Source organism: Amycolatopsis sp. NPDC003676, from assembly GCF_053587275.1.
Genome location: NZ_JBSFNS010000158.1, coordinates 1 through 14,798, shown reverse-complemented (window position 1 = coordinate 14,798; position 14,798 = coordinate 1). Strand labels below are relative to the sequence as shown.

At 68.0% G+C, this 14,798-nt stretch carries 14 protein-coding genes; 8 read left to right on the top strand and 6 right to left on the bottom strand.

Features of this window, described 5'->3' with window-relative positions:
* The first annotated feature begins 115 nt into the window (after positions 1–115).
* From ACWDNU_RS42060 to ACWDNU_RS42045, 4 genes are read left to right on the top strand one after another with little or no spacing between them, the layout of a single operon-like run.
* The gene (locus ACWDNU_RS42060; protein WP_449672955.1) at positions 116–1,684 is read left to right on the top strand and encodes a linalool dehydratase/isomerase domain-containing protein; all 1,569 of its coding nucleotides are present in this window, start codon (positions 116–118) and stop codon (positions 1,682–1,684) included.
* Between the two features lie 10 nt (positions 1,685–1,694).
* Positions 1,695–2,546: a fumarylacetoacetate hydrolase family protein gene (locus ACWDNU_RS42055; protein WP_449672954.1), complete on the top strand. Its 852-nt coding sequence runs from the start codon at positions 1,695–1,697 to the stop codon at positions 2,544–2,546.
* A 7-nt stretch (positions 2,547–2,553) separates the two neighbouring features.
* Positions 2,554–3,468: a VOC family protein gene (locus ACWDNU_RS42050; RefSeq protein WP_449672956.1), complete on the top strand. Its 915-nt coding sequence runs from the start codon at positions 2,554–2,556 to the stop codon at positions 3,466–3,468.
* Between the two features lie 21 nt (positions 3,469–3,489).
* On the top strand, positions 3,490–4,005 hold the full coding sequence (locus tag ACWDNU_RS42045; protein ID WP_449672953.1) for an SRPBCC family protein: 516 nt from the start codon (positions 3,490–3,492) through the stop codon (positions 4,003–4,005).
* Positions 4,006–4,095: 90 nt separating this feature from the next.
* Here the strand turns inward: ACWDNU_RS42045 and ACWDNU_RS42040 are convergent, their stop codons facing one another.
* Positions 4,096–4,536, bottom strand: coding sequence for a hypothetical protein (locus ACWDNU_RS42040; protein ID WP_449672952.1), 441 nt, complete (start codon positions 4,534–4,536; stop codon positions 4,096–4,098).
* Positions 4,537–4,835: 299 nt separating this feature from the next.
* Between ACWDNU_RS42040 and ACWDNU_RS42035 the strand changes: the two genes are divergently transcribed.
* Positions 4,836–5,309 carry a hypothetical protein gene (locus ACWDNU_RS42035; protein ID WP_449672951.1) on the top strand — a complete coding sequence of 158 codons (474 nt, stop codon included), beginning with the start codon at positions 4,836–4,838 and terminating at the stop codon, positions 5,307–5,309.
* 150 nt (positions 5,310–5,459) lie between these two features.
* On the opposite strand, the gene ACWDNU_RS42030 is transcribed toward ACWDNU_RS42035, so the two are convergent.
* Together ACWDNU_RS42030 and ACWDNU_RS42025 are read right to left on the bottom strand one after the other, a co-directional pair.
* The gene (locus ACWDNU_RS42030) at positions 5,460–6,329 is read right to left on the bottom strand and encodes a cyclase family protein (RefSeq protein WP_449672950.1); all 870 of its coding nucleotides are present in this window, start codon (positions 6,327–6,329) and stop codon (positions 5,460–5,462) included.
* Between the two features lie 45 nt (positions 6,330–6,374).
* Entirely contained in the window at positions 6,375–6,731 is a 357-nt protein-coding gene (locus tag ACWDNU_RS42025) for a winged helix-turn-helix transcriptional regulator (protein WP_449672949.1), read from the bottom strand.
* An 86-nt stretch (positions 6,732–6,817) separates the two neighbouring features.
* Here ACWDNU_RS42025 and ACWDNU_RS42020 point away from each other — a divergent pair, with 86 nt between their 5' ends.
* On the top strand, positions 6,818–8,113 hold the full coding sequence (locus ACWDNU_RS42020; RefSeq protein ID WP_449672948.1) for an MFS transporter: 1,296 nt from the start codon (positions 6,818–6,820) through the stop codon (positions 8,111–8,113).
* On the opposite strand, the gene ACWDNU_RS42015 is transcribed toward ACWDNU_RS42020, so the two are convergent.
* The 3 genes from ACWDNU_RS42015 to ACWDNU_RS42005 form a co-directional block, all read right to left on the bottom strand.
* Entirely contained in the window at positions 8,097–9,704 is a 1,608-nt protein-coding gene (locus ACWDNU_RS42015) for an ABC-F family ATP-binding cassette domain-containing protein (protein WP_449672947.1), read from the bottom strand. The genes ACWDNU_RS42020 and ACWDNU_RS42015 overlap by 17 nt on opposite strands.
* Positions 9,705–10,080: 376 nt before the next feature.
* Positions 10,081–10,497 (bottom strand): Dabb family protein, encoded by a 417-nt coding sequence (locus tag ACWDNU_RS42010; protein WP_449672946.1) that lies wholly within the window; start codon positions 10,495–10,497, stop codon positions 10,081–10,083.
* Positions 10,498–10,509: 12 nt separating this feature from the next.
* Entirely contained in the window at positions 10,510–11,352 is an 843-nt protein-coding gene (locus tag ACWDNU_RS42005) for an SDR family oxidoreductase (protein WP_449672945.1), read from the bottom strand.
* A 115-nt stretch (positions 11,353–11,467) separates the two neighbouring features.
* Here ACWDNU_RS42005 and ACWDNU_RS42000 point away from each other — a divergent pair, with 115 nt between their 5' ends.
* Together ACWDNU_RS42000 and ACWDNU_RS41995 are read left to right on the top strand one after the other, a co-directional pair.
* Entirely contained in the window at positions 11,468–14,134 is a 2,667-nt protein-coding gene (locus tag ACWDNU_RS42000) for an AAA family ATPase (protein ID WP_449672944.1), read from the top strand.
* 118 nt (positions 14,135–14,252) lie between these two features.
* Complete coding sequence (locus tag ACWDNU_RS41995; RefSeq protein WP_370935093.1) at positions 14,253–14,702, top strand: hypothetical protein; 450 nt, start codon at positions 14,253–14,255, stop codon at positions 14,700–14,702.
* Positions 14,703–14,798 lie beyond the last annotated feature (96 nt).

Genomic DNA, 14,798 nt, shown 5'->3' with positions numbered 1-14,798 from the left:
ACAGCGCGTTCACCTTCCTCATGGGGCCCGAAGGCGACTACCTCGCACACTTCGCGGATACGGTGGACAGCAAGGAAATCGCCGCCACCGTCAAGGCCTCCCTGGCGGTGCGGTGATGCTCGCCGCGCCGGACATCTCGGGGTATCCCGCACTCGACGACTTCCAAGCGGGACACGTCCAGCACGTGCGCAACCTCGTCGCCCAGCAGGACAACGAGTGGGCGAACATGGGCAGCATGCTGTGGGGCCAGGAATGGACCGACGCTTATCGCTATCAGCTCACTCAGATGGCCTATACCCTGGGTTTCGCGCATTTCCACCATCTTCCCGCCGCTCCCGGAGCGTTCCGTCCGGCTTTCGAGGAGATCATCCGGAAAATGCAGCTTCCGGAAGTGTGGGCGTACTGGCGCGAGACCAGTCGGGGCAGCATCCGCAACAATCCGGACATCACCGAATTGCGCGAGGGCTGGCGCGATCCGGTGTTCAAAGAAAACATCATGTACAGCGGCCGGTTCTTCGCGATCCTCGGCATGCACAGCATGCTTTTCGACAGCGACCAGTACGACCGCGACGGCGCGCTTTCCTTCCGCTGGGACCCGCTGTTCCAGGGACTCGGCCCGGAAGTCTACGAGTACTCGCTCAGTTCGCTCGCCGACAACCTGTACTGGCAGATGGCCGAACAAGGCTGGTACGGCATCGTCTGCGAACCCAACTGCCTTTTCCTCGTCTGCAACCAGTTCCCGATCCTCGGGTTCCGGTTCCTCGACCTGCGCAAGGGCACGTCGGTCGCCGAGGAGGTCACCCAGGCCTACCAGGCGGCGTGGGACAAGCGGGGAATCCTCAACGAATACGGCGAGTACTGGCGGCTCTGGCTGGTCGAGCAGGACCGGCCGGAAATGCCGCTGGAAGGCGGCGGAAACGCCTGGACGGCGCTGAACCTGAACGCCTGGAGCCGCGACCTGGTGCACCGGCTCTACCCGGACCAGATCCGCGACGAGATCCGGCGCACCCCGGACGGCCTGGTCACCCTCGCCGAACCGACCGCGACGCTGGAGGCCCGCAAAGCCCGCGCCGCCGGCCGCGAACCGGAGTTCACCCGCGACCTGGACTTCACCTGGCGCGCCCCGGCTTTCGGCTACGTCGCCGGCTGCATGGCCGAGGTCGGCGATGCGGACAACCTGCGCGGCCTGCTCGGCTACGCCGACGCGTACCTGAACCCGACCTGGGAGAACGGCGGCCTCTTCTACCCGCGCCAGGACCGTTCGTTCGACGAGAACGGCAACCTGATCTTCATGGACCGGCTGACCGGGAACGCGATGCTCGGCTACGCCCGGCTGAACGTCCCGGACGGGCTGTGGAAGATGTATCACCACCCGTGGACCGCCGAGCATTTCCGCGAGCCGCAGGTGACCCGGATCGACGGCGCGGCCGAAGTTCTCCGCGCCTGGTACGACCGGGAGAAGTCGCTGCTGGCGCTGACTTTGCGTCCCGTCGCCGGAAAACCCACCGACGTGACGCTGCGGATCAGCAATGCCGACGCGCCCTGGAAACTCTTCCGCGACGACGTGTTCGCCGCCGATTCCGCCGGGACGGGAACCCCCGGCCTCCACGTCCGGCGCGAGGAGGACGACCTCGTCGTCAGCCTCCCGCTGCCGGTGCGCACCAATCTGACGCTCTGTTTCTGAGGAGAAACCCGTGAAACTGGCTAATGTGGACGGTCGGGCCGTCCTGCTCACCGCTGAGGACAAGGGGATCGACGTCGCCAAAGCGTCGGGCGGCATCTTCGGCTTCGGCTCCGTCTACCAGAACTGGACCGAATTCCGGGCTTGGGCGAAGAAACTCACCGCCGAACCCGACGTCGTCTTCACCCGTGCCCAGCTCGGTTCGCCGTCCCCCGCGCCGCGGCAGATCGTCGCGGTCGGGCTCAATTACGACGCCCACGCCGCGGAGTCGGGTTTCGCCGCGCCGGACGGCCTTCCCCCGGTGTTCGCCAAATTCGTTTCCGCGCTGACCGGCCCGGACGCCGAAGTCGTGCTGCCGCCCGGCGGAAACGTGGACTGGGAGGTGGAGCTGGTCGCGGTCATCGGCCAGACCACCCATCACCTCGAGGAATCCAAGGCGTGGGACCACATCGCCGGGGTGACGATCGGGCAGGACCTTTCCGAGCGGGTCTCGCAACTGGCGGGCCCGGCCCCGCAATTCGGCCTCGGGAAGTCTTTTCCGAACTTCGCGCCGGTCGGCCCGTGGCTGGTCACGCCGGACGAGCTGGCGGATCGAAACGACCTGGCCTTGTCGTGCGCGGTCGACGGCGAGACCGTGCAGGACGGCCGGACCAGCGAGCTGATCTTCCCGGTCGGGAAGCTGATTTCCGCTCTGTCGCAATCGATCACCCTGTACCCGGGCGATCTCGTCTTCACCGGAACGCCCTCCGGTGTCGGCGTCGGCCGTACGCCGCAGCGATTCCTGCGAGCCGGGGAAGAGCTGGCCAGCCGGATCGAAGGCCTCGGCGAAATGCGGCAGACCTTCGTCGCGGATCCGGAGGCCTGACGTGGGGATGCATCGGCTGACCCGGGTCACGATGGGCGTCCCGAATGTCGCGGAAACCATTGCCTACTACGCTGATTTCGGGCTCAACCACGTCGGCGACGGGTCCTTCACCACTCTCGACGGCGGCGAACAGCTGCGCGTCCGGCACGCGCCATACCGGCAGTTGCTCGAACTCGGCGTGGGCGTCGACGACGCCGACGACATCGCGCGCACCGCGGCGCGCCTCAACCGGCTCGGCGTCGTAAGCACCGAGACCGGCACCGCCGTCGCGGCGATCGAGCCGGTCTCCGGATTCACCGTCCGAGTTGAGATCTCACCGCGGATCACGCAGCAACCGGTGCTGGCCACCCCGTACAACGGACCCGGCCGCATCGAACGGTCCGGCCGTGCGCCCGGAGTGGTGCGCACCAGCGCGGTCCGGCCGAAGAAACTCGGCCACTGCGTGGTGGGCACCACCGATCTCGACGCCACCATGCGGTTTTTCACCGAGGCGCTCGGCTTCAAGGTCAGCGACTACATCGGCAACAAGGGCGCCTTCATGCGCTGCTCGGTCGACCACCACAACGTGCTGGCGCTCGCGGCCCCGGTGAACTTCCTGCACCACACGTCCTGGCAGGTCGACGACATCGACGACGTCGGCCGCGGCGCCGCGGCGATGCTGAACGGCCATCCCGACCGGCACGTCTGGGGCCTCGGCCGCCATCACGCGGGCTCCAATTTCTTCTGGTATCTCAAAGACCCGGCCGGGAACTTCAGCGAGTACTACTCCGACATGGACTGCGTCCCCGAGGACGAGATCTGGAAGCCGGAGGTTTTCGAAGGCGCACAGGGCCTGTTCAGCTGGGGCCCGCCCCCGCCGCCGTCGTTCCTCGAACCGGACGACCTCGGCGCGCTCATGACCGGCCAGCATTCCCCCAAATAACCCCGAAAAAAGAGAGAAATCATGTCTGAAGCACTGTACGTCCGGCAGATTCCGGACAACCTCAACATCCGCTTCGTCGAAAACCGCATCGTGGTCAAGCGTCCGGCGCAGGAGGTGTACGACTGGGCGACCACCTGGTCGAACCTGCCGAAGTGGCTGCCGATGGCGTCCGGAACCGAAGTGCGGCGCGGCACCGCGGACGTTCCCGCGGAACTCGGCGACGAACTGCTCGAAACCATCGTGCCGGACCTGAACGAGAAGCCGAAGCTGTACACCGTCGTCGCGCGAGTCCCGGGCAAGCTCTGGACCGTGGTCGGCCGCGACGTGCTCGAAGACGGAACCCTGGCGCCGTCGATGCACGCGATCGCCACCTTCACCACCTTCGACCTCGGCGACGGCACGACCCTGTTCTGCCGCCTGTTCGAGCGCCTGATCCCGCCCACCGAACCGGCCGGCCCGCACCCGGTCGAAGACCCGGCCCGCATCCAGCCCGGGCTGGAACTGCTGAAGGCACACATCGAGGGCACCGCAGCGTAGTCAGGTACGTGAGGGGAACCCTGAGGGAATCAGATTCCCTCAGGGTTCCCCTCACAGACGACAACCCCGCGACGCAGTGCCGACCGCTCGCTACCGGGAGACGGTGACCGTCGGGCCTTCCAACGTCTCGTACGAGTAATTGTCTCCGACGAACTGGTGCTCGATTACGTACTGCCCGAGCTGTGCGTTGGCGAAAACCCCGATGGTGAAGGTGAAGGTTTTGCTGCCGTTGACCGGGACGTCGCCCACGTCGTAGCGAATGGTGTTTCCGGCCTGGTAGCACAGCGGACAGGTGCTGACGTCCAGGAGTTGGTTGATCGCGCCGTTCGCCACGCCCAGACCGAGCTTTCCGCCTTTCAGCGGATCAGCGTCGGCGTTCGACAGGGTCACCGAGAAGGTCAGGGCCGCCCCTGGCGCGACAGTGGTCGGCGTAATGCTCACGGTGCTCGACGGCGCCGGGTCAGCGTTGGCGGGAACGCCCATCCCGAGCAAGGCGAGAACACACATCGCCGCGACAATAACTTTTCTCATGACTGCTGATCACCCGTTCCATGATTGGGCAGAACACAGGAAAAAGGGACTGCCCCGCCTCAGCCGCGCCGCACGTGCTCACGGCCGTTCGGAGCACAGCTGCTCATTCTTTCGGCCGCACGGAATTTCGTCGCCTTCAAGCCGGATTGACCAAGGGCGGGGAATGCGACCTCCTTCTCGGCCAGACCCCCGACAGGTCGACGTTAGCCCGGAAATGATAGCCGGAATATCCCCCATTGCGCGAGAACTGTTCTTCGATCGCCGCTATCGTCGGAACCGATCGGCGAAAGGACTAACGCATGTATCTCAGCCCGCAGACGGTCCATTTGTCCGGTCTGGTCGTGGGCGTGGCGGCACCCGGCCCGGACGGGCCTTTGGTCGCGACCACGTACGACGGCGACAATCTGTCCCGCACGGTGCCGCCGATCGAGGGCGGCGTCTGGCGCTTTCGCGAAACCGGCGGTTCCGTGCCGCGGGTTCGGCGGGTGACCCCGGTTCGCGAAGTGCGGCGGTCAGGCCTTGGGAATCCGAGGCAGCAGCAACTGCGAACGCTGGTTTTCGTTGCTGTGCAAGGTAGTCCGTCCGCTATATTCCGCCTGGTCGCGATCGCCGGGAGCTCGTGCCAGTACGCACCGCTGCCCCGGACCTCGCGGCCGCAGGTCAGTTCGTACGGGCCGGCAAACGCGCCATCCGGCTTCGGCAGGTCGATTTTCGCGCTCAGCCGCGCGATGAGCAGCTCGTCGAGATCGGTTTTGTTGACGACGTGCGCGTAATGCGAGGCGGGTCCGGTGTTGAGCGCGTCGGCCACGCGGCGCTTCGTCCCGGAGGCTCGATCAGGTCCATGGCGATGCCGGGGCCCGCCGAGAACAAGAGACTGCCCTTGCCGCCACCAAAAAATGGCCGACCGGGAAGACCGAGGCCGCTCAGAAGATCGCGAGCGGATTGACCGGCACCCCCGTCAACCCGAGGATTCGCGGCGGTGCGGCGACAAAGAGAAAGCTGTACCGGCCAAGCTCAGCACACACCGTGGCGAGTTCGTCGGCGTCCACGGCGTCGATCAACGGCATGCCCAACCTCGGGAGGGCCACCCCGTGCATCGCGAACGGTTGCGAGGGCGGGTAAGCATCCGAGAGGTCTCCGGCATACAGCGACACACCGCGGTCGTGCATCCACCGCACCGCGTCGACGCTCATGCCGGGCATCGGGTTGCCGCGGTAGCGGGTCCGTACCCATCCGAACCGCGCGATCAGTGCGTCGCCGGGTTCGACGTGGACTTCGAAGCGTTCCTCCGCGGCATCGAGGTCCCGCCCGGTGATCGCGCGATCGGCGGGCACCGGGCCGTCGGCACCGAGATCCAGCAGGACTCCCCTGGTCACAATCCCTTCGGCGAACGCCGCGGTCGACCCGTGCACGACGCCGCCCATCGTGACGCTCTCGTTCGCCGGGCGGCCCGGGTACACCTGCCCGTCCTGCGGGATGTGCGCCAGCGCGTCCAGGTGCGTCGACAGGGTGTGGTGATTCGTCACCGTCATGGCGTCCGCGTGCGCGAACGCCGGGCTTCCGGTGTACAGCATGAGCTGCTGCACCGGCGACTCTTCGGCGGTCCGCGGCGGGAAGGGGCCGCTCAGCACTGGTGCGGGCCGGATCGGCACCGCGAGGGAGACCGAGCGGCCGGTGCGCACTTCGCGCCCGGCTCGTTCGCGGACCTCGTCGGTGATCAGGTTCAGTGTGCCGCGTTCGTCGTCGGCGCCCCAGCGACCCCAGTTGCTCGGCAGTTCGTCCCGCTCGCTCATGACCTTGATCCTACGGAGAATCCGCTGCCGGAAAGGCCCGGCGGATCACCGGCCGGGGTCGTGCTTCTCGGCGTACGACCGGCCCCACGCCGCCATCGCGTTCAGGACCTCCTGCGCGTTTTCACCCAGTTCCGTCAGGCTGTACTCGACCTTCGGCGGCACCTGCGGGTACACCACGCGACGCAGGAGGCCGTCGGCTTCCAGTTCGCGTAGTTGCCGGGTCAGGACCCGGTCGGTGAGATCCGACAGCAGGCGCGAGAGTTCGCCGAACCGGAGCACGCCGTGGTCGGCCAATGCGTGCAGGATGCTCGGCTTCCACGCGCCGCCGAGCACCATCGTCGTGATCTCGGCGGCGCATGAGGTTCGCCACGCTCGCACGGCTTTTTCCGTTTGCGGACGCATCCGACCTCCTCACTATCCATTCGGTTAGTACGGGACGGCGAAGTCCGTACTTGTCGGCCAACGGGGTACCCGGACACGATCGTCGCATGGCGTTGACCCGGGTGGAGCCGCGGCGCGGGCTCGTTCTGATTCCTTTGCTGGCGGGAGTGCTCGGCGGAAGTCTCGCCCTCGGCATGGTCAACACCGCGCTGCCGCGGATCGCTGCCGAACTGCAGGTGTCCGCGCCGGCGCGCGCGTGGATCGTCGACGTGTACCCGCTCGCCCTGGCGGTCGCGATGGTCGGGGCGGCTCGCGCGGGCGACCGGTACGGGCGGAAACGCGTGCTGTTGCTGGGCGTGAGCGCGTTGGCGGTGCTGAACGCGGTGGCTGCGGCCGCCACCAGCGCGGCGTTGCTCATTGTGTGCCGAGGGTTGCTCGGGGTGGCCAGCGCGCTGATTCTGGCCGGGGTCGTCGGCACGATCGGATCGCTCTTTTCCGGGCGCTCGCTCGCGTTCGCCAACGGATCGTGGGTCACGACGCTGGGAGCAGGGAACGCGCTCGGGCCGGTCGTCGGCGGCCTGTTGACCGAAGGGCCGGGCTGGCGCTGGGTTTTCCTCGCGCTGGTGCCGCTCGCGGCGTTCACGATCGCGCTGGCGGTGTGGTTGCTGCCCGAATCCGTCGGACAGGCGGCTGCCGGATGGGAGATCCCGAGTCTGCTGTGGTCGGTGACGGCGATCGGCGGGATTGTGTACGGGCTGCAGGAAATCACCGTCGCACCGTTGCGCGGATTGTTGTGCACTGCAGCGGGTTTGGCGGCGGGGATTGTGTTCGTGCGCAGACAGCTTCGGCTCCGGGAACCGTTGTTGCAGGTGCGGTTGTTTCTGCGACCGGGGTTCGCGTCGTCGTTCGCGCGGATTGTGGTTTCCGCCGCGACGGCTGCGGCTTGTCTCTATCTCGTCAGCCTCGAACTTCAGCACGCGCAAGGGCGGACGCCCATTGAGGCGGGTTTCGCGTTGGCTCCGCAAGCTGTGGCCACCGCAATCGGCGGGTTGGTCGCGCCGTTCAGCCTGAATTGGCTGCGCAGCCGGACGTCGACCTCCGTCGCGTTGGTGATTCAGGCTGCCGGGCTAGCCGCGATTCCGTTGACTCACACAGTGCTTCCGGTTGCGTTGGTCGGGTTTGGGTACGGCGCGATCGGCACCTTGGCGACCACTGCACTGTTCGAGGCCGCGACCGCCGAATACGCCGGAGCGGCCGGAGCGACACAGGAAGTGGGGTTCGCCATCGGCGCGGGCGGCGGGGTCGCAGTGTTCAGCACGGTCGCCAACCTCGGCGGCGGGACCGGATTCGCGGCGGCGCTGATCGCGGCGGGAGCAGTCACGCTCCTCACCGCGATCCGCTGACCATCTTTTCCTCCACTGTGGACCCTAGCTGCACCCATCTCGTCGCACCGATCGTGTGCAGGAACGGGATGTCGTGGCTGACCACAATAAGGGCGCCAGCGTAAGCATTCAGAGCCTCCGACAGTTGCCGGACGCTGGCGAGGTCCAGATTGTTGGTGGGCTCGTCCAGCAACAGCAGCTGCGGCGCCGGTTCCGCCAGCAGCAACGTCGCCAGCGTCGCCCGGAAACGCTCGCCGCCGGAAAGGCTTCCGGCGGCTTGATCCGCTTGTCTGCCGCGCAACAGGAATCGCGCGAGTTGAGCGCGGATCTCGTTGTTCGACGCGGACGGAGCCGCCCGGGCCACGTTCTGTGCGGCGGACAGTGTGTCGTCGAGAATGTCGAGCCGTTGCGGCAGCCAGCGCACCGGAACCGGGACCTTGACACTTCCGGCGCGCGGCTCGATCACTCCGGTGATCGTTTGCAGCAGCGTAGTTTTGCCGGAACCGTTCGGCCCGACCACTGCGATCCGCTCCGGACCGCGCAGCGCGAGGTCCACCGCGAGACCGTTCCGAAGCTCCACATCGGACAGTGTGAGTACTTCTTTACCGGACGGCACCGTGGTTTCCGGAAGGTCGATCCGGATCTCGTCGTCGACGCGGACCGCGTCCTCGGCCTCCTTCAGCCGTTCCTTGGCCTCCGCCACCTTGCCGAGATGCATCGTGCGGTGCTTGCCCGCGGCGATTTCCGCGTCCTCCTGGCGTTTGCGCATCCGGACCTTGGGCTCGCGCTTGTTCTCCCACTGTTTCCGGCCGTACCGGGCACGCCGGTCCAGTTTGGTCCGCGCCTCGATCAGCTCCCGCTTCTGCCGTTTGAGATCCGACTCCGCGGCACGCATCATCCGCGCCGCCGCCTCCTGCTCGACGGCCACCGCGGCCTCGTAGTCCTCCAGATTCCCGCCGTAGAAGGTCACCTCGCCAGACCGGAGATCGCCGATCCGGTCGACGTGGCGCAGCAACTCGCGGTCGTGAGATACCAGCACCAGCACGCCTTTCCACGCCCGGACCGCCTCGCCGACCCGGCACCGGGCCCGCAGGTCCAGGTTGTTGGTCGGTTCGTCGAGCACGAGCACGTCCGGCTGCCGCAGGAACTGCGCGGCAAGACCGAGCAGGATCAGTTCGCCGCCGGACAGCTGGCCCGCCCGCGCGTCCAGGCCGACCTGTGCGAGGCCGAGCTGATCGAGCGTCGCGCGGGTGCGTTCCTCGACGTCCCACTGATCGCCGACGGTCGCGAAATGGCGTTCGTCGGCTTCCCCGCGTTCGATCGCGGCGAGCGCGGCCCGAATCTCCCGCAGCCCGAGCACCTCGTCCACCCGGCGGTCGGCGGCGAGGATCAGGTTTTGCGGCAGGTAGCCGAGTTCGCCGGACACGCTGATCGAGCCCCCGGCCGGCCGCAGTTCCCCGGAAATCAGCCGCAGCAGGGTGGATTTTCCGGACCCGTTGAGGCCGATGAGCCCGGTGCGGCCCTCGCTGATCGCCAGGCTGAACCGGTCGAAGACGACCTCGCCGTCCGGCCAGGCGAAACTGAGGTCTGAGCACACAATGGACGAAGACATAGGCATACTGTGCCGATCATTACTAATCCGACCACAGCCACGGCCTAACAGCTTCGTAGCAACGGTCACGTGTCGGGTGGGGGACGGCCTGCTTTTGGTCGGATTAGTAACCCCCCCGTTCGAGGTGGACAGGAACGTGGAGACACCGCGGCGCAGCACGCGTATCACGGGACGGGATTCTGGTTGCCGTCATCCGAGGCCAGACGCGCGACGGGCGAAAACCCGGGTCGCGGTGTCTCTGAACCTCAGAAGATCAATGTCCCTCTCCGATGAACGGCAGCAGCGGCGACCAGTCTAACCGGAAAGCCGGGGCCGGCGCGAACGAATTAACGCGGCGGGCGCGGTTCACCAGCGAAACCACGCCCGCCACACCGCGTCAACTGCCGTGCGGGCCAGGTGCCGCGCTTCCGGTGTACGAGGCGAGACCGGAGATGAGGTCCGCGATGTCCGGCACGTTCTCGAACCGGATCCGGTGCACCTCAGCGATCTTCGCGCCGATCTCCGGGTCCGGGTCGTCGGTGATGTCGGACGACATGAACTCGTCGACGAACGGCAGTCCGAGCCGGTCCAGTTCGAGATGCGCCGGGTGGTTCATGTAGTCCGAGTACCCGTCGATGTCCTCGATCACCAGGACGGCGCCGTATTCGTACTTCCCGCCGAAATCCGGGCCGACGACACGAGACTTGACCGCCGGGATCGCGTCGAACAGCTCGCGCATCTTCGCGACGAGCTCAGCCTTCTCGTCCGGAGTGACCTCGGGCTTGAGGGTGAATCGAATGCTGTGGTAGATCATCGGATTTTCCTTTCAGAGAGCCGCGAACGCGGCGGCGTAGTCCAGGGCGAAATCGGTGAGGTCGCGCGCGGGGCGACCGGTGAGATCGGCGACAGAGGTGTGCACCTCGGCGGCCTCGCCGCGGGCGTAGTGGGCGTAGTCCTCCACGAGACCGCCGATCTGCCACGCCGGAAGCAAGCCGGTCAGCGCGGCGGCGAACTGGTCCGCGGGTGCGTCGTGGAACGCGATGTCGCGTCCGGTGGCGGCCGAAAGGGCGGCGGCGATCTCGGTGTGGGTCACGGCGCGCGGGCCGGTGAGGGTGTAGGTGCGGCCGGAGTGTCCGCTGCTGGTTAGTACGGCAGCGGCGGCAGCTGAGATATCTCTGGTGTCGATGACGCTGACAGCCGCGTCGCCGATCGGCGCGGCGAAGAATCCTTGCGCGATGGTGGCGGAGAAGTTGAGCAACGCCTGCAGATAGAGATTGGGCCGGAGCACGGTGTAGTCGAGCCCGATCTTCTCGACATGCGCCTCGACTTCGGCGTGCCAGCGCAGGAAGCGCACCGGCGAATCGGCGCGGGCCGCGTACTGGGAAAGCAGCACGAGCCGGTTGACGCCGGCGTCGCGGGCCAGGTTGGCGAACTGGATCTGCAACTCGGCGGCGTCCGGGGCCGAAGGGCTGTTCAGGAACACCGCGTCGACCCCCTTCAGCGCCGCGGCGACCGAGGCCGGGTCCTGCAGATCGGCGATGGCGGTCTCGACACCGTCAACAGGACGGCCCCGGGTCATGGCGCGGACGGTGCTGCCGCGTGCTTGCAGAGCGGGGATCAGCGCGGAGCCGACAGTTCCGGTCGCTCCGGTGACGAGCACGGTGTCCATTGTGGAATTCCTTTCCTCGGAGGGCCGGTCACCACCATCGCCCGGACACCCCGCCGCTCGCGTCGGTGACAATCGCCTACTTCGCCTACGGCCGCGCTGCCCTAAGGTTCGGACCATGCCCACGACGTCCTCCCTCATCGGCCGGCACGACGAGATCGAGCGCCTTCTCGCGCTGGTCAGCGCCGCGGAGCGGGGCGAGGGCGGCGTGCTCGTCCTGCGCGGCGAGCCGGGGATCGGCAAGAGCGCGCTGCTGGACCACGTCGAACAGGCAGCGGAGCGGTTTCAGCGGATCCGCGCGTCCGGGTCGGAGTTCGAGGGCGAGCTGCCGTTCGCGGCGCTGCACCAGCTGTGCGTTCCGGTGCTGGCGCACCTCGACACCCTCTCGACGCCCCACCGCGACTCCCTCCTGGTCGCCTTCGGGCTGGCCGACGGCGCGCCGGACCCGTTCCGCGTCGGTCTCGCCGCGCTCGAGCTGCTGGCCACCGCGGCCGCGGAACGTCCGATGCTGTGCGTGATCGACGACGCGCACTGGCTGGACGCTGCCTCGGCGCGAGCGTTGACATTCCTGGCCCGGCGCATCTCAGCCGAGCCGATCGCGATGGTGTTCGCCGCCCGCGACCAGGATCCGGTCCCGGGGCTGGACGAACTGCCGGGCATGACCGTCGGCGGCCTGAGCGACGCGCAAGCCCGCGCCTTGCTGGCCGAGGAGAAGACCGTGACGCTGGACGAGCGGGTGCGCGATCGCCTGCTCGCCGAAGCCCGCGGCAACCCGCTGGCCCTGATCGAACTGCCGAAAGCAGGCGGTTACGCGCTGCCGACGCCGTCGCCGATCGCGAGCCGGATCGAGCGGAGTTTCCTCGCGAGAATGGCGGATCTGCCCCCGGACGCGCGGCAGCTGCTGATCCTCGCGAGCGCCGATCCCACCGGCGACCCAGGTCTGCTGTGGGCAGCCGCGCGACAGCTGGACCTCGACGTGCCCGCCGCGAGCGCCGCTGCTGAGGCGTCCGGGCTGATCCAGTTCGACATCCGGGCGCGCTTCGCGCATCCGCTCGCGCGCTCGGCCGCTTACCGCGCGGCTGAGCCAAAACAGCGGCAGGCCGCGCACCGAGCGCTGGCTGACGTCACCGACCCGGCCACCGCTGGCGACCGTCGCGCCTGGCACCGTGCGCAGGCCACCGCCGGGCCGGACGAGGAGGTCGCGGCGGAGCTGGAGCTGTCGGCTTCCCGCGCACAGGCACGCGGTGGTGTCGCAGCCGCTGCCGCGTTCCTCGAGCGCGCCGCCGCGCTGTCGCTCGACCCCGGCAAGCAGGTCGAACGCACGCTGGCCGCCGCGCGGGCGACGCTCGCGGCAGGCCGGACCGACGCCGCCGCAGACCTGCTGACCAGCATTGACATCTCAACGCTGGCGCTTCCGCAGCACGCCTCGGTCGACCTGTTGCGCGGGCAGATCGCCTTCGTCCAAGGCGCGGACGGGGCGGTTCGCGGTCCGGAGATCATCCTGCACGCCGCGCAGCAGCTCGCGGACAGCGATCCGGAACGGTCGCGCGAGTTCCTGGTGGCGGCGCTCGAAATGGGGCTGGTCGTCGGGCGGGCCGCGGGAGTGCTGGACCGGGTGCTCGCCGCCGCACCCCTGTCCGGACCGCCGGATCTGCTGGCCGCGCTCGTGCGCTTGACCACCGAGGGCCACCGCACCGGGGTGCCCGCCATCCGGCAGGTCCTCACCGGCGACGACGCGGGCTGGACCCGCACGCCCGCGCTGGCCACCGTGCTCGCGGGCGAACTGTGGGACCTCGACCTGCACCGGACGATCATCGACTGGCTGACGCGCACCGGACAGTCCACCGGATCGCCGATGACCATCCGGCTCGGCCTGTCGCAAGCGGCGGTTTATGCGGTGCTCACCGGGAACTTCGGACAGGCGATGGCCGCGATCGCCGAGGAGGAAGCCATCGCCGACGCTCTCGGCGATCCGCCGCAGCTCTACCCGCGAGTGCACCTGGCGGCGATGCGCGGCCGCAAGCAGGAGGTGCTCGACCTGTTCGCCGAGGCCACGAGCCGACCCACCGGGCAGCTGACCGCGAACGCCCACTGGGCGATGGCCGTGCTGTACAACGGCCTTGGCGAATATCCCGCCGCTTTCGAAGCCGCGACGCAGGCCGTCGCGAGCGGTGACCTCTTCCTCACCGGCATCGCGCTGCCCGAACAGATCGAAGCAGCCGTGCGATGCGGGGAAGACACCGTCGCGCAGTCGGCACTGGATGCGTTGGTGGAGCGCACGGAATCCGCTGGCACCGACTTCGCGCTCGGTGTCGCGGCAGGTGCGCGGGCGATGGTCACCGACGCGGAAGACGACTATCTCACGGCGTTCTCGTATTTGACGGGCAGTCCGCTTCCCGTGCAGATCGCGCGGGCACACCTGCGGTACGGGGAATGGCTGCGCCGCGCGGGCCGCCGTCGCGACGCACGCGAGCATCTGCGGGTCGCGCATGAGCAGCTGTCGAAGATCGGGCTGGAGGCGTTCACGCGACGGGCGGCCGATGAGCTGCGCGCTACCGGGGAGGTCGCGCGCAACCGTTCCTCGCATACCTATGACCGGTTGACCATGCAGGAAATGCACATCGCCCGCGAGGTCGCCGCGGGGGCAACGTCCAAAGAGGTCGCTACGCGGTTGTTCCTCAGTCCTCGGACGGTAGATGCGCACCTTCGGAATATCTTTCGCAAGCTGGGTATCACGTCACGGAGGCAGCTCAGAGATATGCCTGATCTCCGGGACGCGGATTAGTTCTGGCGGGAGGTGTACCTACTGCCACCATCAAGTCGGATAGGAGCGTTACTGCCTCGGGCACGCCGCGAAGACATCCTGATGTGGTGCTCGAGGGGCGGGCACCGGAGGGAGTGTCATGGCGAGCGGTGTCCCGCGGATCCTGCCGAAGGCCGCTTCGCCGTTCCCTCTGGTGCTTCGCCGGGCGGCTACGGTTCTCACTGTGCTCGGGCTGGCGATGATTCCCTGGCTGGTCTTCCTGCACACCGAACTGCCGTCCACCGCTCAGGCCGCGCACTGGGCCTGGACGTGGACCGGGCTGGACAGCCTCGAGGCGCTCGGCCTGCTGTCCACCGGACTGCTCCTCAGACGCGGCGACCGCCGGGCCTGCCTGACCGCCGCCGCGACCTCGGCCCTGCTGCTGGCCGACGCCTGGTTCGACACCATGACGGCCTCCCCTGGTTCGGACTTCACGCTGGCGGTGCTGATGGCGGTCTTCGCCGAGGTGCCGCTGGCGGTGGTCTGCGCGGTTCTCGCGACCCGGGCCTTACCGCGGCCGAGCCACCGGGTGGAAGGGCTCGCGACGTGATCGGCGCTCGCGGTCCGGTGCCGGCGCGCGATGCGGAGGTACGTGAGGGGAACCCTGAGGGAATCAGATTCCCTCAGGGTTCCCCTCACGGACGAG